18 protein-coding genes are annotated in these 21,344 nt (G+C 34.3%); 2 read left to right on the top strand and 16 right to left on the bottom strand.

The window, feature by feature from the left end:
- Positions 1 to 204 precede the first annotated feature (204 nt).
- The 14 genes from ACQKN3_RS05250 to ACQKN3_RS05185 form a co-directional block, all read right to left on the bottom strand.
- The gene (locus ACQKN3_RS05250; protein WP_427709909.1) at positions 205 to 924 is read right to left on the bottom strand and encodes a hypothetical protein; all 720 of its coding nucleotides are present in this window, start codon (positions 922 to 924) and stop codon (positions 205 to 207) included.
- Positions 836 to 7,111 (bottom strand): ATP-binding protein, encoded by a 6,276-nt coding sequence (locus ACQKN3_RS05245; protein WP_427709907.1) that lies wholly within the window; start codon positions 7,109 to 7,111, stop codon positions 836 to 838. Before ACQKN3_RS05245 ends, ACQKN3_RS05250 begins: the two co-directional genes overlap by 89 nt.
- 29 nt (positions 7,112 to 7,140) lie before the next feature.
- Entirely contained in the window at positions 7,141 to 7,278 is a 138-nt protein-coding gene (locus ACQKN3_RS05240; protein ID WP_427711601.1) for a GNAT family N-acetyltransferase, read from the bottom strand.
- Positions 7,279 to 7,979: 701 nt separating this feature from the next.
- Positions 7,980 to 8,255 carry a Fe-S cluster assembly protein HesB gene (locus tag ACQKN3_RS05235; RefSeq protein ID WP_427711599.1) on the bottom strand — a complete coding sequence of 92 codons (276 nt, stop codon included), beginning with the start codon at positions 8,253 to 8,255 and terminating at the stop codon, positions 7,980 to 7,982.
- A gap of 2 nt (positions 8,256 to 8,257) precedes the next feature.
- Positions 8,258 to 10,024 carry an arsenical pump-driving ATPase gene (gene arsA / locus ACQKN3_RS05230; RefSeq protein ID WP_427709905.1) on the bottom strand — a complete coding sequence of 589 codons (1,767 nt, stop codon included), beginning with the start codon at positions 10,022 to 10,024 and terminating at the stop codon, positions 8,258 to 8,260.
- On the bottom strand, positions 10,024 to 10,383 hold the full coding sequence (gene arsD, locus ACQKN3_RS05225) for an arsenite efflux transporter metallochaperone ArsD (protein WP_427709903.1): 360 nt from the start codon (positions 10,381 to 10,383) through the stop codon (positions 10,024 to 10,026). Before arsD ends, arsA begins: the two co-directional genes overlap by 1 nt.
- Positions 10,384 to 10,401: 18 nt before the next feature.
- Positions 10,402 to 10,827 (bottom strand): arsenate reductase (thioredoxin), encoded by a 426-nt coding sequence (arsC, locus tag ACQKN3_RS05220; protein WP_079524113.1) that lies wholly within the window; start codon positions 10,825 to 10,827, stop codon positions 10,402 to 10,404.
- An 18-nt stretch (positions 10,828 to 10,845) separates the two neighbouring features.
- Positions 10,846 to 12,135: an arsenic transporter gene (locus ACQKN3_RS05215; RefSeq protein WP_427711597.1), complete on the bottom strand. Its 1,290-nt coding sequence runs from the start codon at positions 12,133 to 12,135 to the stop codon at positions 10,846 to 10,848.
- A gap of 9 nt (positions 12,136 to 12,144) precedes the next feature.
- Entirely contained in the window at positions 12,145 to 12,459 is a 315-nt protein-coding gene (locus ACQKN3_RS05210; protein ID WP_427709901.1) for an ArsR/SmtB family transcription factor, read from the bottom strand.
- A gap of 343 nt (positions 12,460 to 12,802) precedes the next feature.
- The gene (locus tag ACQKN3_RS05205; protein WP_427709899.1) at positions 12,803 to 13,897 is read right to left on the bottom strand and encodes a copper resistance D family protein; all 1,095 of its coding nucleotides are present in this window, start codon (positions 13,895 to 13,897) and stop codon (positions 12,803 to 12,805) included.
- Positions 13,894 to 14,448, bottom strand: coding sequence for a copper resistance CopC family protein (locus tag ACQKN3_RS05200; protein ID WP_427709897.1), 555 nt, complete (start codon positions 14,446 to 14,448; stop codon positions 13,894 to 13,896). The genes ACQKN3_RS05205 and ACQKN3_RS05200 overlap by 4 nt, the downstream gene beginning before the upstream one ends.
- Positions 14,449 to 14,474: 26 nt before the next feature.
- Positions 14,475 to 14,909 carry a disulfide oxidoreductase gene (locus ACQKN3_RS05195; protein WP_427709895.1) on the bottom strand — a complete coding sequence of 145 codons (435 nt, stop codon included), beginning with the start codon at positions 14,907 to 14,909 and terminating at the stop codon, positions 14,475 to 14,477.
- The gene (locus ACQKN3_RS05190) at positions 14,902 to 15,579 is read right to left on the bottom strand and encodes a DsbA family protein (protein ID WP_427709893.1); all 678 of its coding nucleotides are present in this window, start codon (positions 15,577 to 15,579) and stop codon (positions 14,902 to 14,904) included. The genes ACQKN3_RS05195 and ACQKN3_RS05190 overlap by 8 nt, the downstream gene beginning before the upstream one ends.
- Positions 15,580 to 15,646: 67 nt before the next feature.
- The gene (locus ACQKN3_RS05185; RefSeq protein ID WP_427709891.1) at positions 15,647 to 16,681 is read right to left on the bottom strand and encodes a flavin-containing monooxygenase; all 1,035 of its coding nucleotides are present in this window, start codon (positions 16,679 to 16,681) and stop codon (positions 15,647 to 15,649) included.
- A 212-nt stretch (positions 16,682 to 16,893) separates the two neighbouring features.
- On the opposite strand from ACQKN3_RS05185, the gene ACQKN3_RS05180 reads away from it, so the two are divergent.
- Both ACQKN3_RS05180 and ACQKN3_RS05175 read left to right on the top strand, forming a co-directional pair.
- Entirely contained in the window at positions 16,894 to 17,193 is a 300-nt protein-coding gene (locus tag ACQKN3_RS05180) for an ArsR/SmtB family transcription factor (RefSeq protein ID WP_427711595.1), read from the top strand.
- A 12-nt stretch (positions 17,194 to 17,205) separates the two neighbouring features.
- Positions 17,206 to 19,824: a heavy metal translocating P-type ATPase gene (locus ACQKN3_RS05175; protein ID WP_427709889.1), complete on the top strand. Its 2,619-nt coding sequence runs from the start codon at positions 17,206 to 17,208 to the stop codon at positions 19,822 to 19,824.
- Positions 19,825 to 19,921: 97 nt separating this feature from the next.
- On the opposite strand, the gene ACQKN3_RS05170 is transcribed toward ACQKN3_RS05175, so the two are convergent.
- Positions 19,922 to 20,275: a hypothetical protein gene (locus tag ACQKN3_RS05170; protein WP_427709887.1), complete on the bottom strand. Its 354-nt coding sequence runs from the start codon at positions 20,273 to 20,275 to the stop codon at positions 19,922 to 19,924.
- Positions 20,276 to 20,375: 100 nt separating this feature from the next.
- Complete coding sequence (locus ACQKN3_RS05165) at positions 20,376 to 21,344, bottom strand: AAA family ATPase (RefSeq protein ID WP_427709885.1); 969 nt, start codon at positions 21,342 to 21,344, stop codon at positions 20,376 to 20,378.

Here is a 21,344-nt window from a genome sequence, read left to right as displayed (position 1 = left end):
CATTACTAATTGCTGTTAACAAAGTATCCCCTTGAAGCCATTTTCAAGGGGATCGCTTTATTAGTCTTAGAAGTAATTGTATGGGAATTTATCAATAATCTTTTAATTAAACATATTTTACATATAGCAATGGTAAAAATTCTCTCCAAAATATTTGAGAGGATAATAAACCTATTTAAAAGAAGTCTATATACTAATTATAAATCACTCGTAATTATCAAGTTTTTCATTATAAAATTTAAGAATGACATCATTTAATTCATTGAATTTTTCTAATATTTCAATATTGTGTTGTATTTGTTCCTTATTATTACTTGTTACATTCTTAGTTTCTTCATCAAAGTAGACATCATCCCTCAGCAGTCTAATTAATAAACTATCATTTTTCTCTTCAAACAACGTTACTTTTTTCAACCACTCAGAAGTTGATTCATCAGAAGCATCTAGTGCAGCTTGGTTAAGCGCAAATTTAATCCATACTCTAGCTATCTTATCGATTTCATTCGCAATATCCAACCAATCCTGAACTTCTTTAGAAAATTCTTTTTCTTTAATATACTTATTATTAAAGAAAAAACTCTCTTTACTCTCAGGATTTAAACGAGATAGCGTATTAAATATAGATTCAAAGTTTTCAAAAGGTCGCACCCCATTAGGAAATCTTGCTCTATGGCTCCATAATTTCAAAATCATATCAAGACATTGTTCTTCAACTAATTTCTTTTCTTCTCCACTTTTTTTCTCAACTAATATAATTTGTTCTGCAATATAGTGAGCCATCCAACGTGCAAGGGTGTCTACTCCAGGGTCTAGATCAAGTTCTTTTGCTAACATCCTACCTAAATTCATAATATTTTTCTGTATCTCTAAGTTTTCCATCTCTTGAGAAAATAAAAATTTTGTTAACGGGCGGTTTATATTCATCCGATTCACCTCTCCTCATATCATAATGTTCTTTTACATTTCTTTTAATTTGAATTTCAATAATTATTTCACATTGAAATTCTAAACAAAGTTTTTTCAAAAATGAAAGAGAAGCTTTTAGACGGTTTCCATAACGCGTAGACTCATCATTATTTATAGACATCTTACCCCAAATTTCACAAATAACTGACTCTTTTTCCTCATCTGAAAATCTCCACTTACGTTTTTCGGAATCAACTAATAACGATAGTTTTTCAGATATTGCATTCCCAATTTCATATGGAGGATATTGTAATTCCCCTGCATAAGGGTCAAATTCATCTAAACCTTTTTCAATATATTGTCGAAATATCCAACCTTTAAGAATCAATGGATCTTGATTAAATTCCATTTCAATTTCTTTATAATCTGGTATTTTAAAATCATACGGGTTTGAGGAAGTACTTAATGCATTTAATAAAGATTGTGATCCCTCTACCGAAACAAGAGCACTAGAAATACTAAAGGATTCTGAATAACCATTGTCTTCATCTTGCCAAAATCCACCGACATTTAACCAAAGTTCATCATCTTCGTAATTTAATAGACCTTCTAAAAAATCAGAAATATTAATATCTGATTGCCAATTTGAAGGTTTAGATTGATATACCCAATCCCTTCTTAGTTTAGGCATAGGATCACGGCGATCATATAACCAATACCCATCACTCCGTGTTAATAAATGCTTTCTTAACCATTCATCCCACTCATTTTCAGAACTATCTTTAAGTTGAATAATAGGCATTTTGGAAAGTAATTTCCCAGCTACTATAAGCATCGCATGATAAGAAATATAGAAATTATAATTATCAATCAAAGGATAACTGCCATGACTGTGATAAGTATTTTGTTGGTTCCGTGAGGATTTCCATAGTGATTGACGTAGATCTGCTTGATAACCGTTATTGGATTTAATGTTCCATTCATTTATTACAACATCATTTACGAGGTCCTCTACTTGCTCTTCAGAAATACCGAATACTCTGCCTAATGGACCAAACCAGTAACTAGTAAAATCATACCCATGGTTAAAGCTTAATTTACTATTAACTTCTCCGTTAGCGTGCCAATAGCTATCTTTCTGTTCCCGCCTATAATGCACCTCAGTTTTTGGAAGTAGACTTATTCCCGTCTTTTTTAGATTATCAATTTCTTCTTTTTCATATTCTTCTGGATATGATTTTGCTAAATTAAGTGCTATTTGGGATGCATACTTTTGTATAAGAATATGCGATGAATTTTTTAAAGCATACTCATTAAACATATCTTTATATTTCACTAAAATATGTGATTGATCTAATGCAACCCTTGAAAGTGCAATTAACAAATACAGCCTGGCATGTAAATTATAAAAGTGGTATTTATTAGCACCAAATGCACCTACATTATCTTTTTGAACCCAAGAGATTAATTCATCAATTATGTTGTCACATTTTGCCTCAGCAAGTATACGGACACAATGAACAGCTTGCCATCTTGTCGTACTTATCGGAGAGCCCATTGCAGACCAAATAAAACCAGCAATTGAATTATTAATATCATCTGAGGTAGATAACTTCAAGCTCCAATTTCCATCAGAAAAATCATCATTAATATGCAATTCAAATCTTTCTAAAGTATAAGTAAGTAAATTTGTAGCTTCAGTTGTCGAAATATAGTTTGTAGCTAAAGTTACAAAGCCAAAGAACGAACTAGCATTCACTATATCTGCTTGTGTAGCTAAACCTTCGATAATCCCTTTATTAATACTAGCGATATTATCATTATCTATACTCAATTTTTCCGTAAAATATTGTTTCGTATCTCTTTCAACAAGAACTGAGGCATAATTTTTACCTAATAATTCAAGGGTTTTAGGCCATTCATTTTTAACACTAATTTTCCTACACCAATTTTTCGGAAGATTTGAGAATACATATTTTATGTCATATATATCTAGTCCATCTGCACTTACTAATTTATATAAAAAACTAGTGGCATCCTTATCTTCAATTTGCAAAAGTATATATTCCCAAAACAATTTTCGATTTTTTCTTTCAAATGGAAGTGATTCAAATAAATTAAATGCTTGTGTAATCCCTTCAGATGTTAAGATTTCGATATTTCCCAATAAATCCGACCAATTCTCTATATCTTTATCAATACTCTGCGAATTAGGGATTAAACTTTCTGTTTCAATTGGATTATTCATTCTTTGTGAGTATATTATTCGGTCCACACTCTTCATTTTCAATTCGTATTTATTTGCTATTTCAGTGATTTTATTTCTACTATCGCTAAAAATACCATCTAGATTTAATTCGTGAATTATCGAATCTAAAATGTATTGCTTTTTTTCTTTTTTTTCTTCTCTTTCAATGCACAAAACAGCAAAATCAATTAATTCAACTTTATTTAAAAATGGATTCATAGACCAAGCTACTGATGACGATATATACTTCTTAGATACTCCTTCATTTAATAAAGAAAGCAATTGGTACTCGTAAGATCCTATTTCTTTATCACGCCATCTACTTATAACTGCTAATGCTGTTACAGGTGACAATCTCATTCCTGTTTTTACAGCCTCATTTCTATCCCAATATTTTTCACGTGCTACATTTTCACCAACAAGTTCAGCACAACGCATAAACCTATAGGCAATATCTTTTGAAACATGTTCAGTATTTTCTCTACGATTTGCTAGCGAAACAACAGCTTCCCATCTTTCAACTATTTCATCTCCAAATTTTGATACAGCATCAACACCCAAATTAAAATAAACAGCTGCATCATCGGAGTTCGTATTTATTACAGAGCGAGCAAGGTTGATATACCAATTTGCTTTTTCTTCTGGGCTTACATCTTTCGCTATCTTAATCGCCTGATATGCATTTTCTTCAAAATCTCTTTTTATATTTGCTAAACCTTTTATTCTAAAAGCAGCTCTAACTAGTTTAAGATGGGAATCAATCATCAAGTTATTAGATTCAAAAATATAGTTCTCATAAAATTTCCTAGCTTTTTTTTCATCTTCAAACGTACTAAATATAAAAATTTCAGAAATAATCTCGATAATTTCAAATGGTATAATATCGAAATCTTTCCATCGGGAAGCTCGCGATGCACTAGAGTTTTTTTTCACCTCTTCAATATCATTAAAGATGGCTTCAACATTGCCCAATATTGTAGTTAATCTAATTTGATACCAAGGTATTAAGCCTCCGAGAACCTCTTTAAATTCTCGGATATCTTGTTCTTTTCTATAACTACTTTCCCCTATTACTTCCTGGGGCAATAGTTCATCATAATCTAATATTTTATTTAAGAGAGCATTTCTTAAAACAACAGATCGAAAATAAATTTGACGATCAATATTTCGATAATTGCTAACAATAGATCGACCAGCTCTTTCAGGGTAATAATGTCTCAAAATCCTTAGAATTTTTGTAGTTTGTAGTTTTCTAACTGCACATGATTCCAAAAAAGTTATTAATGAAAGAAGAGTTGTGTCTTCATCTGAATATTTAGATATAGATATTCTAGTACGTTTTGATGTAAGTAAATCTAAACATGTATTCAATAATTCATCCGTTGGTATCCTTCCAACCTCAAACATCTCATGGGTATATGCTATTATTAACTCTTGACTCCTTACCCCTTCTAAAGCTAGTTCTTTCGCGATTTTAAAATCGCCCATGTCTATAAGACGTTTGAACAATTTTCTTGAAACATAATAAGTAACTTTGCTTGGTTTCCATCCTAAAAGGAAATTTACTGCACTATCAGCTCCATACAAATTTAAATGAGTATAAACAAATTCCACTATATCATCATATTGTAATTTTTCATTATGTCTTTGTCTGCCTTCAACTTCTCTTAGTTTTTTTTGCTGTTCAAAGTATATATGAAGCCAATTTACTGCGGCCCTTAGGTAACTTCTTGATTCCCCCTTAAAATGCGGAATACTTGATAAGAGTGAAGCAGAATATATATTTTCAGAACCATTCCATTCTCCACAAAATGAACGACGAAATGCTAACTCTTGCAGTTTTTCTTCATTTAATAGAGGTGCAATTAAATCAATATTCTTATTTAATAGCTCAGACTGACGCTTATCACCTGCTATCTCTTCTCCAGCACGTAACGCTATATTTATTGCATCAACATAACGTTTTTGATTTAAAGCAGCCTTAAATGCATATTGCAACCGATAAATTCTAACATTACGTTTATCTATAGGGGTATTTGGTAGAAAGTCATCTGATATTGCCATATCTACTAGTTCAGAATATTCTTGAGCCTGCATCAATAGTGAAGGTAATGCCGTAGCTACATATGCAAACTCACTAGATAAAGGTTTTAATTGTTCAATATAATATTTAAGTTGTTCTTTGCTCGCTGCATATGTTTCTCTAAACCAAGTCTCAGTAGGCTCATCTCGAAATTGCACTGAATCATCTATAAGCCAAAGTGGTCTGCCCATCTCTGCTACAAAGCTTTTTATTGTTGATTCTTCAACGTTAGCAACTCTCGATAATATCTTCAAAGGAAGAAATGGAGGAAGTGTAGCTAATCCTATACAGATATCTTCTACTTGTTTCTGATAATTTATTGTAAGTTTATCTTTTATAGTAGATAATGCTCTATTTAATTGGAATTTAATTTGTTCATCAACATTGGTTCCGATTGTAATAAGACTATTAAATAATTCTTCTGCTGTACTGCTAACACTTAATGCATTTGATTGAACTCGAGGATTACCATTTGTTAATCTGTAAAATTCTAGTCCATCATACTTGGAAATTACCGGGAATTTAGCCTTCAAAAAACTGTATGATTCTTCCTCATTAAATGGTTCCAATTTCAATTGCTTTACATTACTTTTAGGATCAAGCAAGTGTATTCGTTCAGTTCTACATAATGCAACTAACTTAATTCCCTCAATTACATCTTCACGAAGTAATTCATGTACAAAACAGTTTTGCCCAAATTCTTTTGCAGCCATTTCAGCATTATCTGCGGCGTCAATCAATAGTACCAGGCTAGCATTATTATGTTCTTTCCTTAAGGAAGTCACAGCCGTTTTAATTCTCTCTAAAAACTTTCTTAATATGTCATCTTCAGTTGCATTTGATTGTACTATCAAAGGATCACATAAATCCTTTAAGGCCAATTCATTTACTATTTGTATTAATCCATCACGATGTCGATGGCGAAGCTCACTTCTATTTCTATACCGGCCTCCCCCGAAACAATCGTAAATAATACCTATAGAACCTGCTGATAAACTTCTGATTACTTGTCTAGCAAAAAAAGTTTTACCAACTCCACCTGGAGCATGAATAATTATTGGGTCTGTAGTATTCATAATACTTTCCTGTAATGCACTATATTGAATCCTATCGACGACAGTATGTATTTGTTTTTCAAATTCTACTGGTGCTGGAAATAAATCTCGTGTTGAAGTAACTCCAAAATATCTAAGTATTTCTTCACGAATAATTTTCCCATCAGTGTCCGGTAATGCTTTGTCACGAATTAATGCAGTAATGTTTTCAACAATTGGACTGTCAACAGAACCTGCTAATAATTGAGCCATCTCAACATGTAGATCATATTTTTGAGCATTGTAGTCGCCTTCCCCATCAGCAAACTTTAAACACATACAAAAATCCTTTAATTTTTCTTCACTTAAATCCGTATATGATTCAAGTGTCTTCATATATTGTCCAGTTGCTGTCTCTGAATTCGCTATTTTAAATATATTTTTTTTAAAATTCATATTAACTGGTCTGTTTGTTACAATTGTGAATGAGATATTTGGTACTGGTGTTTTAAACTCATTTTCTTCAAGATGGACCACATATCGTTGAGCAAACCCTGTTATAGTATCTTTTAAATCACTGAGATTAAAAGGTTCGTCCTTTCTAACCGTAGTATGCTTTAATTGATAATAAAAAACATTTTCAGAATTATCTATTTCTGATTCTGAATATTCTGCAACATCTATTACATATTCTCCTGCTTTTTTGTTTTCTTTAGATCCTTCAATTCTTATTTCTTTAACACTAGTTCTAGGATGTATTAATCTAAGACAACGTCTGGCAGCCCACCTGTAGTGAAATATATCACCTGCTCTAGAATATCTAACTAACTCGTTTTCCAAATTTCTTCACCTCATTTTTCTAAATAATTTTAAATGGTAATAGCTTCAGTACCATAACCTTGGTTCCACGATTTATAACTAAAAGAATAAATTAACTCACAATTTTCAGTAGAATTATCGAAATCATACAAATCGATATCTCCAATTAGTTTATCAATTGCCTTCAATTTAATTCTCAATATCAAAATTCCTTGGTTTTATATCCACTAACAATTCTGGCTACTCAACCAACTGTTTCTGAAATAGACTTGTGGGCTGGCATTATTCTATGGTTTGTCACCCGTTCAGAACTTTGCCATGTTTTTCTAATAAAGAATTATAATCAGTAAAAAACTCTTACTATTTGTTGCAGTTCCATATAAATTAAAGCAGGAGATTTTCTACTATTCCATTCATTTGTAATCCAATTGAACCTTCAAGCCTTTCCTAGTTAAGTCCCTTTTTAGTTGGTTATTATTTCTTATACGCTGTTCCAAGCACTGAGTACTGTGACAAATGAATGTGAAAAGAAATGTTCTTTCAATTGTTTCAGTTTTATTAATTCTTTAAATTATATAATCATAGATACCTCTTTATATGTATTTTTCTATACATTCTAACATATATATCCATAATTTTTTTGTAAAGATGCTGTTCAATTATATGACCCGATTGCGGAATAAGACAACCTGCATTTTTATACAGATATTTAAACTCACCCTAACAAACAAAAAATCCACCTCATATTTAGAGATGGATTTTCTATTAATATTTTTGAAGCTCATCCCTTGCTTGTAAAAACTCTAGTCTTTCTCGGCTTTTCATCACAAGTTGTGCATATTTAAAAAAGTATTCAGCAGTTAAAGTACTAGAATGATGTAATCGCATATTAGCAGCTTGATTGTTCGTAGCCTAGTAATACTAAGCCAAGCTGGCCATTTTCTTCTTCTGCGTGAATTGTTACGTCTGTTAACTGCTGGGCAATTTGTGGGTCTACGGCGATTTCAATTCCTTCAAATGTCTCTACTGTATCTGCTTGCTGTGCTGGAGCAATTTCTGCACTTAAATTCATACCACAACACCCTGCAACACCGTAAAAGCGCAATGTTCCACCTTCAGCTTGTGCTAATACTTGCTCTACAAATTGTTTACCTTCTGGACTCATCTTCACTTTAGCGTCTCCCCTTTTAATTCATGTAATCCGTCTTTTCCAACTGGCGATTCCTTTACCCAAGGAATCGTCACAAAACGTTTTTTGCTTAATCCTGTTACTTCTTCTATCCATTTAACCTCAGACTGCTGTTTTTGAATCAGTGTTGGACTTGTTAGTGTAAGACCAGAAAATGATTGATTAACAATCCACCAATCCACATGTAATCCTGCTCGCGCTAAATCCTCTTGCAGACGTGATGCTTCGTACACAGGTGTGGCTTCTGGTAACGTAACGATGGCTACACTCGTATAATGTTGATCACGTAACCGTGGTAATAAATTCGAAACAGCGACAGGTACATCCCCTTCTGAACGGGAAATTTCCCTATGATAGCTTTCCGTTGCATCGAGCAGTAACAGTGTATGCCCTGTTGGCGCTGTATCAATGATAATAACTTCATCTTGATGCGTTTCAACCAGATTGGCAAATGCTCTAAAGACCGCAATTTCTTCCGTACAAGGTGAAGCTAAATCTTCTTTTATAAAAGCGAGGCCGTCTTCATTCATCGTCTCACTTGCTTTCGCTAGCACTTCTGCTTCGTAATTCGCAATTTCTGCTTTCGGATCAATACGACTAACAGTTACGCCTTCTTGTTCCTCTTCATCCAATGTCCAATTTAAATGGGCTGCTGGGTCTGTTGTTGTTAAATGTACACGCATACCTTCTTCAGCTAGTCTTAGAGCAATATACGAGGCAATGGTCGTTTTCCCTACGCCACCTTTCCCCATTGCAAAAATAATCTTTGGTTTACGTGCCACGTAGTCCGCAATCATTTCTTCAAGTTCTGGAGTATTTAGGGAAGTTTGCTCATTCTCTTTTGTCTGGAGCTCTGAATCCATCATCCATGCTTCCATTCGTTCAATGCTTGATAAAGAAAACGGTACAAAGGGTAAGTAATAATGGTCAAATGCCTTTAATGGTTCTGGCATTTCTTTTAACGCGATAACTTGACGTTCATAAAATGCTTGCTCAATCGGGTCATCACTTGCAGATTGTAAAAAGCCGTTAATGATTAACTGCTGATTACGCAGACCTATCTCAAATAATTCTTCTGATGCACGAGCTGCTTCCTTTAATGGATTTGTTTCAGGTCGTGTGACAAGCATCAGTGTTGTTTGCATCTCATTCGTTAATTGAGCAACAGCATGCTTATATACTTCACGCTGTGGTTCCAGCCCTTTTAATGGACCTAGACAAGACGTACCTGTCGTATTTTCATCTAAAAATGTTGACCATGCTGACGGTAACTGCAATAAACGAAGTGTATGGCCAGTTGGTGCCGTATCAAACACAATCGTATCGAACTGCTCTGTATATGCTTTGTTTGTTAATAGCATGGCAAATTCATTAAAAGCGGCAATTTCAACGGTGCAAGCACCTGACAATTGCTCCTCCATATTTTGGATCACGACTTCTGGCAACTTCCCACGATAAGGACCAACCATTTGTTCCTTATAGCTTGCTGCAGCTTGCTCAGGATCAAGGTTTAGTCCATAAAGATTTTCTGTACCATTAATTTTCGTTGGTTCATTTTTTAAGTCCTGACTAAATATATCTTGTAAATTCGAAGCAGGGTCAGTGCTAATTAACAACACTTTCTTTCCCTCTTTCGCTAACGCAATGGAAAGACTGCTAGCAGTCGATGTTTTGCCAACTCCGCCTTTTCCTGTAAAAAATAGAAAGGGTGTTGTCGGGAAATGCTCACGTGTAAAGCGTTTCATTATTTATTCACTCCGATTGATAGACGTACTTTCGGCTTTTTCAAAAGGTCATCTTCACTTAATCCTGACCACTCCGCAAACTGAACTGTTGTCGGGTAGTTCCCCTTTAATACCAGTTCACCATCAACGAATGTCGCCGGCAAGCTATCCATACCGTCCTTCATCAACAAATCATTGACTGCTTTATTATCGATAAACATTTCCGGATTATTTGTTAAATTGAAACGTTCAGCTGACACGTTCGTATTTTTTAGGTTATTCATAATAAAAGACATGCGTAATAACTCTGGGTCAATCGCTGGTCCACATACGCCTGTTGGACAGCACATCGCCTGTTCAAAAATTCCGATTTTTTTCATGTCCATCCCTCCGAACAATTATTTTTTTAACTCTTCGTTTACGAACTGCTCAATACGTGCACCGATTGCATCACGGACTTGTTGGAATACGGCCCATTTTTCTTCTTCTGTACCTGTAGCTTTTGCTGGGTCTTCAAATCCCCAATGCTCACGACGTACGCCTGGAGGGGTCATTGGACATTTATCTGCTGCATCACCACAAAGTGTTACGACTAATGTAGCTTTATTTAAAATATCCGGGTTAATTAAATCTGAGGTGTGGTGAGAAATATCAATTCCCACCTCATTCATTGCCTTGATCGCATTTGGATTGACACCATGTGTTTCAATACCTGCAGAATACACTTCCCAATCTTCCGGTAATAGCTTCTGTGCCCATCCATCTGCCATTTGCGAACGGCAAGAGTTTCCTGTACATAAGAAATATAGTGTTTTTTTTGTCATTTGAATAAACTCCTTTAATTAAAAAATAAGTAATGTAATATAAAGTCCGATTAACGTAAAGATTAAGATAGGTATTGTTAACACGATCCCCGTTTTAAAATACGTACCCCAAGAAATTTTCACACCTTTTTGAGATAGTACATATAACCATACCAAGGTCGCGAGTGATCCAATTGGTGTAATTTTTGGTCCTAAGTCTGACCCGATAACGTTAGCATAAATTAACGCTTCACGTAACGTGCCATCCGTCGTTGTTTCAGCGATGGCTAATGCATTGACCATCACCGTTGGCATATTGTTCATGACCGATGAAAGGAATGCCGCTATAAAGCCCATGCCGACCGTCGCCATAAATAATCCTTGCTCGGCTGTCCATTCAATTACGCTAGCTAAAGCAGGCGTTAATCCTGCATTGCCTAGTCCGTAAACAACAACGTACATCCCAATTGAGAAGAATACGATATTCCAAGGTGCACCTTTCACAACGGCTTTTGTATCAACGACAGCACTTTGTCGTGCCATGACTAAGAAGAATATTGCAATAATGCCTGCTACAAGCGATACCGGTACACCAATAAATTCACTTGAGAAATAGCCAACTACTAAAATTGCTAAGACAAACCAAGACAACTTGAACATTTTCATATCTTTAATCGCAAGACGTGGTTCCTTTAACATCGATTCATTGTATTCACGTGGAATCGACTTATTGAAGTAAATCAACAGCACAACAATTGTTGCCACAAGTGCGAAAAGGTTTGGAATGACCATACGAGAAGCATATTCCACAAACCCAATGTCAAAGAAATCTGCTGATACGATGTTGACTAAGTTACTCACGACAAACGGTAAACTCGTCGTGTCCGCAATAAAGCCACTCGCCATAATAAACGGGAAAATCATTTTTTCGCTAAACTGTAAATTACGCACCATCGCTAACACGATAGGCGTTAAAATCAGTGCAGCTCCGTCGTTCGCAAATAATGCAGCAACGACAGCTCCAAGTAAGCTGACATACACAAACATTTTAACACCGTTGCCTTTTGCAGCACGTGCCATATGTAGTGCAGCCCACTCGAACAAACCAATTTCATCTAATACTAGTGAAATTAATATAATCGCAATAAACGATAATGTTGCGTTCCACGTAATATCAATTACTGCTCCGACATCGTTAAAATCAACAACACCAACAAGTAATGCGACGATAGCTCCAGCCATTGCCGACCAGCCAATGTTCAATCCCTTTGGCTGCCAGATGACAAAAATCAGTGTGATGATAAAAATGAGTGCCGCAATAAAAAACATATTCAATTTTTAGCCCTCCACACATTCAGAGTTAATTTTACATCCACAGGTCGTATCTTCATTAATTGAAGCAAGAATATTTTGCATTAACGAAGTTTGATTTTCTTGAATACGATAATGCTTCCATGTTCCCACCTTGCGTTCTGTAATAATGCCTGCCTCCTTTAGTTTACGTAGATGCTGACTCACGGCAGGCTGTGAAATATTAAGGACGTCTGTAAAATCACATACGCAAACTTCCCCTTTTTTCAGACAGGCTAAAATGCGTAAACGATTGGCATCCGCAACAGCCTTTAATTGTTTTTCCATTAATTCGAGCTCCATTTGTACCCCTCCATAGCTATATAATAATATACTTATATTATGATTAAAAAATAAATCACTATATAATGATATGCTTATATTATGTTATGGACATTATTTTTGCAACCATAATATTTAATTTACTGGTTTAATTTGAAAGAATGTTTGAGCAATTACACTTCTTCAATTCTTATTTTATATAAATAAGAAGAATCCATTTTGAAAAAAATTTATCAAAACGGATTCTTCATTAGCAGTTTGAAGTTGATTTTTATAAAAAAGTTTGGTCATTTTACACCTGTGTTACTCTACATATGTACCCGATTGTTCATTAGAAATCATACAAAATTATTGTTATTAAATCTTAAAATATACTTGCCATTAACCCTAAATATAACGAAATGATACATAACATCCCCATGAAAAAAGGAACAACTGCAGTTATGTTTTTCTTAAAACTATAATGGATAAGACACATAAAGATGGCTGCTACAATTAAAAATAATAAACTTATTGTATTAAACCCGAATTCCAAACTCATTGAAGGATAAATAACACCCGAATAAAAATAATCGAATATAGACGAAGGACCACTTCCTGAGAGCGTAGTCTTTATACTATGTGGAGGCTCTTGTTGCCCTAAAACACCAGTCGATACAAACGTAAAGAACAAGAGTATGCTTTCGAACTTCAGCCAAGGTATTGGGTTAATTTGCTCTTGTCGTTTCAACTTGTGTCTAATCCAAAATCCATTAATAAAAGCAAAGAATAATATTGGGATGATGGTCAAATGCTTCACTAATAAGGCTTGTCCATACGGCAACATCCATGAGTCCCTATACTCGTTCACATCGATAACCAATGTCATTAGAAATAATCCAGTTCCCGAAATTAAAAGGAAACATATGATTGCTAAAGGGGTAAACCACTTTAAATATGAAAGCCAATTTTCTTGGTTCTTTGAACACCACCCAACAACTAATAGAATACCGACCCATACTGTAACAGCTAGAAAGTGCAATGAATGAGAAACGAAACCACTCCATTCAGTAAGCGAAGCTGCATGACTAGCCCATCCCAATGCTAAAAGCAAGACTAGAGTAAATATAAGGGAAATACCAGACAACACTTTGCTTTTTAATACGGCGAATAATGAAACAAATAGGTAAAAGAATATTGCAAGTATGACTGTGAAATTCCAAGCCTTCCCGACTTCAAATCCTCCTAAAACATTCTCCACTGTAGTAATGAAGCCGATATCTTCATAAAGAAATAATATAATTCTAATTACTGGTGCAACCGAAAAGAATACAATTCCTAATACCGACAATTGAATTAATCTTTTGGGGATGTGAATTGTAGGTTTCAATCGTTCCGGAATAAATTGAATAATAAATGCACCCATCAATAGCGAAAAGCAGAGATACAATAGACTTTCAGAAATATAAATCCAAATCATTTATTTTGCCTTCTTCCTATAATCCAGCCAATAAATCCACCAGCGATAGTAAATAAAATGACAAGAATTACAACAAGAACATCATTTGAAGCTATTTTAGAAGGAGCTTCAACTTGCTGCTCTACTTGCTTTTCTTCTATTTCTTCCGTAGGTACAACAGGTGTTTCTTCTTTTTCTTCAGATGCTACTGGATTTTTTACTTCTTCATTGTTTACTATGAATGAATAAGTTCCTAGAATTGGGTGACCGTCTTCCCCAATAATCTTCCATTCTACTGAATATGTACCATTATCTAAGGGTGTCATAAAACCGCCTGTTATTATGCTGTCATTTACTAGCATATTAATGGCGATTTCCTCGTTTTTCTCATTAAAGACTTTTACTGTACTAGTCGGCTCGATTTTCGTATTAAATTCTAAAACAATTTCATTAATTTCATCAGTTATGTTCTCCCCATCGGCGGGTGATGAACTAGTTAAACCAGTATGTGCATAGACACTAGTGGAAAAAACGAACAACAAAAATAGTGTCAAACTTATTATTTTATTCATTTTATTTCTTCCTAACTCAAATTTATTTACTTCGCTTTCTTAAATAATAAAATCATGCAAATACTTATTAAGGTAAAGGCTATTAAAGCTAAAAATGGGATTGTGATAAATCCGAACCAATTGATGTATTGCGCACTACATGGTACACCACTTACACATGGTTTAAATCCACCAAAGCTTGGAACTTTCTGCTCTAAATAATGGAAAAATGAAATAATTCCACCGACAATCGATAGTGGTAAGACATACTTTTTTACAGATAAATCACTCTGGAAAGTTCCGATTCCTAAAATGACAAACAATGGATACATAAAAATTCGTTGGAACCAACATAAATCACAAGGAATAAACCCTTTTATTTCGCTAAAATAAAGGCTTCCTGAAGTAGCTACAAGTGATACGAACCAAGCAAAGTATAATATCCATACCTTTTTATCATTTTGAGTACGAGTATCACTCATTTTTATCAACCTCTAACTCACGATTTATTACTTCTTTTATTGCCTCATAATCGAATGGATCTTCCATTGTACTACCATTGATTTTGATGGTAGGTGTTTGTGATACTTGATGTTCCTCAAACAATTCTTTATCGGTAATTACTTGTTCCATCGTTAATTCCTCATCAATGTCCCGTCTTAGCTGTTCTTGATTGATGGATGGATATTCACTTGCAATCTCAAGCAATTTCTCTGTAGTCACCCATACATCATCATGTTTTGCTGCTTCTGGTTGAGCATCAAAAACTTTTTTGTGAAAATCCCAGTATACTTCTGGGTCTTGTTTATATACAGATTCAGCTCCCAATGAAGCAAGTACAGACTCTTCCCCATGGAACAAAACGTTCACATAAGAAAAATTAACGTCTCCAGATAATACATAATCTTCTACGAGTTGAGGATAAATCATTTCCCCCCAAGCTTTACAGGAAGGACATTTATAATCCCCAAATTCAACTACAGTTACTGGTGCATTTTCTTCACCTAATAGGGGTTGACCCGTTAGATCTACTTCTTGCCTTACTATATCTGTTTCGTTAGGGGCTTTATTATTACTTACTACCACAATAGCAGCAATTAACACTACTGCCACTAATGTAAGGATTACAGTAATTTTCATAGTTTTATTCATCAGATTAATTCCTTTCATATCTACTAGATTGTGTCAGATTCAAAAATATTTAAACGTTTCCTTGAATTTATAACAGGAGATGGTTCACAATATATTCAGCATCGTATCCTACACCTTGCAGGATTGACGATCCACGACGGTACTGCCAAGGTAGTCCAATAAAGAATAACCCTCTCACATTTGAAATGCCCCGATTATGAATGACTTTCTCTTGTTCATTAAATGCTTCTTTTATCTTTAACCAAGGGAATTTTAAATCAAAGCCTGTAGCCCATATAATATTATCAACTTTTAAGGTAGTTGAATCTTTAAAGGTTATTTCTTCATGTATACCACTCACTACCCGAGGCTTTACGAAAACTTCTTTTCGCTTAATTGCTTCTCTTAATTCAAATCCAAAAATTGGATCCCCCTTTTTTTGAATTACTTTTCCTAAAAAGGAATTCGAACTCACTTTTAATATTCCGAATTGATCCAACCACCAATACATGCTCTTATTTAAAAAAACTAAAGGTAAAAAGGATAATTTTTTACTAATCGCTAAATAAGTTTCCTTATCTTTCGATAATTCTACTGCGATTTGAGATCCACTATTTCCTCCACCTACTACAAGGACATTTCCCTCTTTTAATTGACTCGGGTTTTTATATTGCGAAGAATGAAGCTGGTTAATATCAATTGATAATTCCTTTGAAAAAGCGGGTACTCTTGGTGATTCAAATGCTCCTGTTGCTAAAATGAGATTTTTTGATTGGAATACCCCATGGTTTGTTTCTATGTAAAATACGTCCTGCTTTTGTTGCACATTGATTACTTCAGTTTGGAACTGAAGTGGTAAATCGAATACAGACGCATATTGCTTTAAATAACGAGCTATTTCCTGCTTTGTCGGAAAACCGTGAGTTTCTCCTTCAAGCGGTAGTCCTGGTAAAGCATCATACATTCTTGGAGTGAACAAAACTAAAGAGTCATATCGGTTAATCCAACTTTCACCAACCTCTTTTCCTTTATCTAAAATTAAAAATTTCTGATTTTGTTGTTTTAAAAAGTAACCGACAGCAAGACCTGCTTGTCCTGCTCCTATAACGATTGTGTCATACAATCTAACTCCCCCTCTGCTTTAATTACCCATTTTAGATACGCAGTTTTTTAATTACAATCAGTTTGTTATGAATATTCAACTCGCTTTCTAATTTTTTCATTTAAATAAAAAATTTGACACACATATTAGTTGAAGCTAATATGATAATAGCATAACGTATTCGTTTTTACTAATACAATTGGAGGGATTTTGTGGAAAATATTAAAACCGATATGAAAGTTAAGTTAATTCATGGGTTTTCAAACAAGACAAGAATAAAAATTCTTGAATGTATAAAAAATAATGAAAAAACAGTGACGGAAATTGTAGACGAAATTAATGGGAATCAGTCGAACATTTCACAACACCTTGCTTGTTTAAAAGGCTGTGGAATTATTGTCGGTCGAAATGAAGGTAAATACATTTATTACAGCTTACGAAATCAACATATAAGAGATTTGTTAACCATGTTTGATGTTGTTCTTGAAGATGTTGAAAATGATGTTGCATGTTGCGAGCGTCATATAGATTAGGAGGAGATTGTATTGGCTAAAGAATGCTGTAGCTCAAATAATAGTTCTAAAACAGCGGAGAATATTTGTTGCAGTTCTACTGTTAAAAAGGATACAAATCAAGAAAAATCAAATTGTTGTTCAAGTAACAAAGATTCCGGAAGTACGTCTATTTCGGTTTCAAATCAAGATATCGCGAGTTGTTGCAATAATAACGGCTCGAAAGAATCTGAAGATGAAGAAGAAGCGAGTTGCTGTAGTAATTCATCCATAGAGAGTTATACAAGCGATTCTGAACAACAGGCAACCCAGTCAATGCCAACTTCTTCCCTATCAGTAGAAAAAATGTCATATCGAGTTCATGGAATGGATTGCGGTGCATGTGCAGTAACCATTGAAAAAGGGTTAAGCAAACTGAAAGATGTTGCAGAAGTTAAGGTTAATTTCAGTACAGGGAAAATGCAAGTTGCTGCGGCTAGCGCTGATGCATTACTTCCAATTGAAAAGGAAATTAAAAAACTGGGCTTTTCCGCAGAACCTTTAAACCAAAAAGAAAATATAAAAACATTTAATATCAGTGGAATGGATTGTAGTAGTTGCGCAAAAAGCATTGAAAATCACTTAAATACCCTTCCATCAGTTAAAAGTGTAAACGTCAATTTCTCTACCGGAAAAATGAAAATTGAACATTCGAATAGTGTACAGGAAGTCATTTCCGAAGTATCTAAAATCGGTTTTCAAGCATCATTAGTAGGTAAGAACCAACAGTCTCCAACGGAGCAAAAAGGTAAAAAAATAAACGACAGCACTTTCGTAATATTGTCTGGTGTATTGTTGGCTTTTGGTTTTATTGGATCATTTATAGGAATACCTCCTTTACTGTCGACTATTCTATACGCTATTGTAATGGTGGTTAGTGGAATTAAGCCCGTTAGAAGTGCTTTCTATGCAATTAAAAGTCGTTCATTGGATATGAATGTACTCATGTCTGCTGCAGCTATTGGCGCTGCTATTATCGGAGAATGGTTTGAAGGTGCAACCGTTGTTTGGTTATTTGCGATAGGTAACTACCTTCAAAATCGTTCAATTGAACGGACTCGAAATTCCATTCGTAATTTGATGGACTTAGCTCCTGCGGAAGCATGGATTAAAGTTGGAACTGAAATTTCAAAAGTATCGGTCGAAGAAGTTAGCGTTGGTGACATTATTGTTGTGAAACCAGGCGAAAAAGTCCCACTCGATGGTGAAATCGTTCTTGGAGACTCTAGTATAAATCAAGCACCGATTACAGGAGAATCCATTCCTGTTGATAAGACGATTGGTGATGCTGTCTATGCAGGTACGATTAACGAACACGGTTCCCTTGATATTAAGGTAACGAAGTTAGTTGAAGATACGACGATATCAAAAATTATTCAATTGGTCGAAGATGCACAAGAGAAAAAAGCACCGACAGAAGCCTTTGTCGATAAATTTGCAAGTATTTATACACCGATTGTATTTATAGTGGCATTAGTCATGATGGTACTACCACCTCTGTTTGGTTTTGGCACTTGGGGTGATTGGTTCTATAAAGGCTTAGAACTACTTGTAGTAGCTTGTCCTTGCGCTTTAGTTATTTCTACTCCAGTTGCCATCGTTTCAGCAATTGGAAATGCTGCGAAGAACGGTGTTCTGATTAAAGGCGGAACGTTCCTTGAAAAAGCAGGTTCAATCACTGCTATTGCATTCGATAAAACTGGTACGTTGACTGAAGGAAAACCAAAAGTAACTGAAATAAAAACTTTTGACAATTCTGAAGAGGAATTACTTTCAATTGCACTCACTCTTGAAGAATATTCAACACACCCTATAGCAAAAGCGATCGTTAATCATGCGAATGACAAAAGCATCAAATCTAAAAATGGGGATGCATTTAAGAGTATTGTAGGTAAAGGGGTTCAAGCAACGATTCAAGAAGAAACATATTACGCTGGAAATCTAAAGTTATTCGAAGATCTTAATGTCTCCTTAGAAAATGTGTTTGAAGATGTTCAAGAAATTCAAAGTAAAGGTAAATCTGTTGTCATCATCGGATCACAACAAGGGATCATAGGGATTATCGCAGTTTCTGATACTATCCGAGAAACATCTGCCTTTGCATTAAAAGCATTAAAACAAAGTGGCGTTAAGCAAACGGTCATGTTGACAGGAGATAATGAAGGAACAGCGAAATTGATTGCATCCGAATCAAATGTAAACCGATATTTTGCAGAATTATTACCAGAAGATAAAGTGGATGCGGTAAAGCAATTACAAAATGAAGGTCATAAAGTAGCAATGGTTGGAGACGGTATAAATGATGCGCCAGCACTTGCAACAGCCGATTTAGGTATTGCCATGGGTGGTGCTGGCACAGATACTGCTATGGAGACGGCAGATATTGTTTTAATGGCTGATAATCTTGAAAAACTACCACATACAATGAAGTTAAGTAAAAAAGCGATAAGGATTATTAAACAAAATATTTGGTTCTCTATCATTATTAAAGTCGCTGCTTTAGCCTTAATCTTCCCTGGATACCTTACACTTTGGATGGCTGTATTAAGTGATACAGGTGCTGCTTTAATTGTCATTTTAAATTCTATTAGATTACTGAAATTTAAGGGATAGAACAGAAAAGAGATGCTTCTAAACGAGGCATCTCTTTTACATAAAAAAGGTTTTTTTATATCTAAACTACTAAGAGAATTTGATTAATCTTAGACTATCAATTATTAATTACTTTTTCACAATTCTTTATAACAGGGTAAATAAACCTCCTAGAACATTTCATAAAGTCTTCCCAACAACTTTCATGTATGCCTATTCTGTATGGTAAATAATCGGGGCTACTATCAATAAAATAACTAGAAATAAAATTATAGGTATGGCAAGAGCCATACATTGTATTTCTATCGTTATTTATTACAATGTAGTGACCTCCATTCTCATTACGCCCCCATCCTTCCCCATGAAAATCCATAGGTGGTTGGATTACAGTTATGTGATAATTACCTTTCTCACCTTCCATAACAAAATGGTTGAAATTTTCTTTCTGAGTGTGTTTAAGCAATCTTACCATGAATTTCCTCCTTAATTTTATCCTCCATTGTATGTTTATTAAAGGATAAATAGGAAAATAACACTTGAGTAATAATTCTTTAATTTTACTCTTATCATTGCTAATCTAAATCAATTAGTACGAGCTCGGATTGAACATATCCAGAACTCATGATAGCCATACGAATATGTTGCTTGCTAAGAGCATTTAATCGCTCTCCATTGACACCATATTTTTTTAGTATGAATTCAATTGTAAGGACTGCATACTGCATTGGAATTTCTTTTTCTTTAGTAAGACCTTTTTCAATTTGAATAAGGCGAAATTCATTATAAATATCCTCAGCATAGTTGGATAATACAAAATTTCCAGCAAATTCATCTCTAAAAAAATAGCGTGTATATGAAATCCTGGAATTCATAGGGAATTCTGTTCCTGTATCGTATTCATCTAAAAGTATTCTGAAGTCACTTAAGTCTTTAAGACCGCTAAAATGATAACTATCACTCATAAATCGACCTATTATTTGAAGCTGCTTTTGTTTTATTAATTTTTTTCGCTGATCAATTAATTCTTCATGACCCACTAAAATAGTTGTTAATGTAATATCAAGCTCATCCAATTCATTATAGACATCCATTAACCAATCATATTCCATTATGTTTAATTTTTGAGCATCGTCTATAAAGAAAATAATTTTATTTTGCATGCTTTTTTCAGCAGCCGTTATCAAAAAGTTCTTTAAACGTTCTCGTTTCTCATTAGGTCTGCCCTCAAAAATATTAGAATGGCCAACTCCAGTTAACAAATCTTCAAAGAAATTATTTTCCCTTGAGCTTCTATATGAACGACATCTAATATGAAAAATCGGTATGTTTTCTCTTAAATCCTCAGGTAATACTTTTATCAAATATGAAATTGCTCTTGTTTTTCCCAATCTTGGACGTCCATAGATAATGGCTCCGGGAAAACGATTTTCAATCCAATTACTTACTATATAACATAATTTATCAATTTCATTAGTTGCGATTAAATATTTTCCTGTTTCAATTGGGTGCTTTCCATCAGGTATGTTTAAATTAATAGTCAA

Source organism: Solibacillus sp. NPDC093137 (assembly GCF_050280445.1).
In the GTDB taxonomy this organism is placed as follows: domain Bacteria; phylum Bacillota; class Bacilli; order Bacillales_A; family Planococcaceae; genus Solibacillus; species Solibacillus isronensis_B.
The sequence above is the reverse complement of the archived record's forward strand: the minus strand, read 5'-3'. Positions and strand labels throughout refer to the sequence as shown.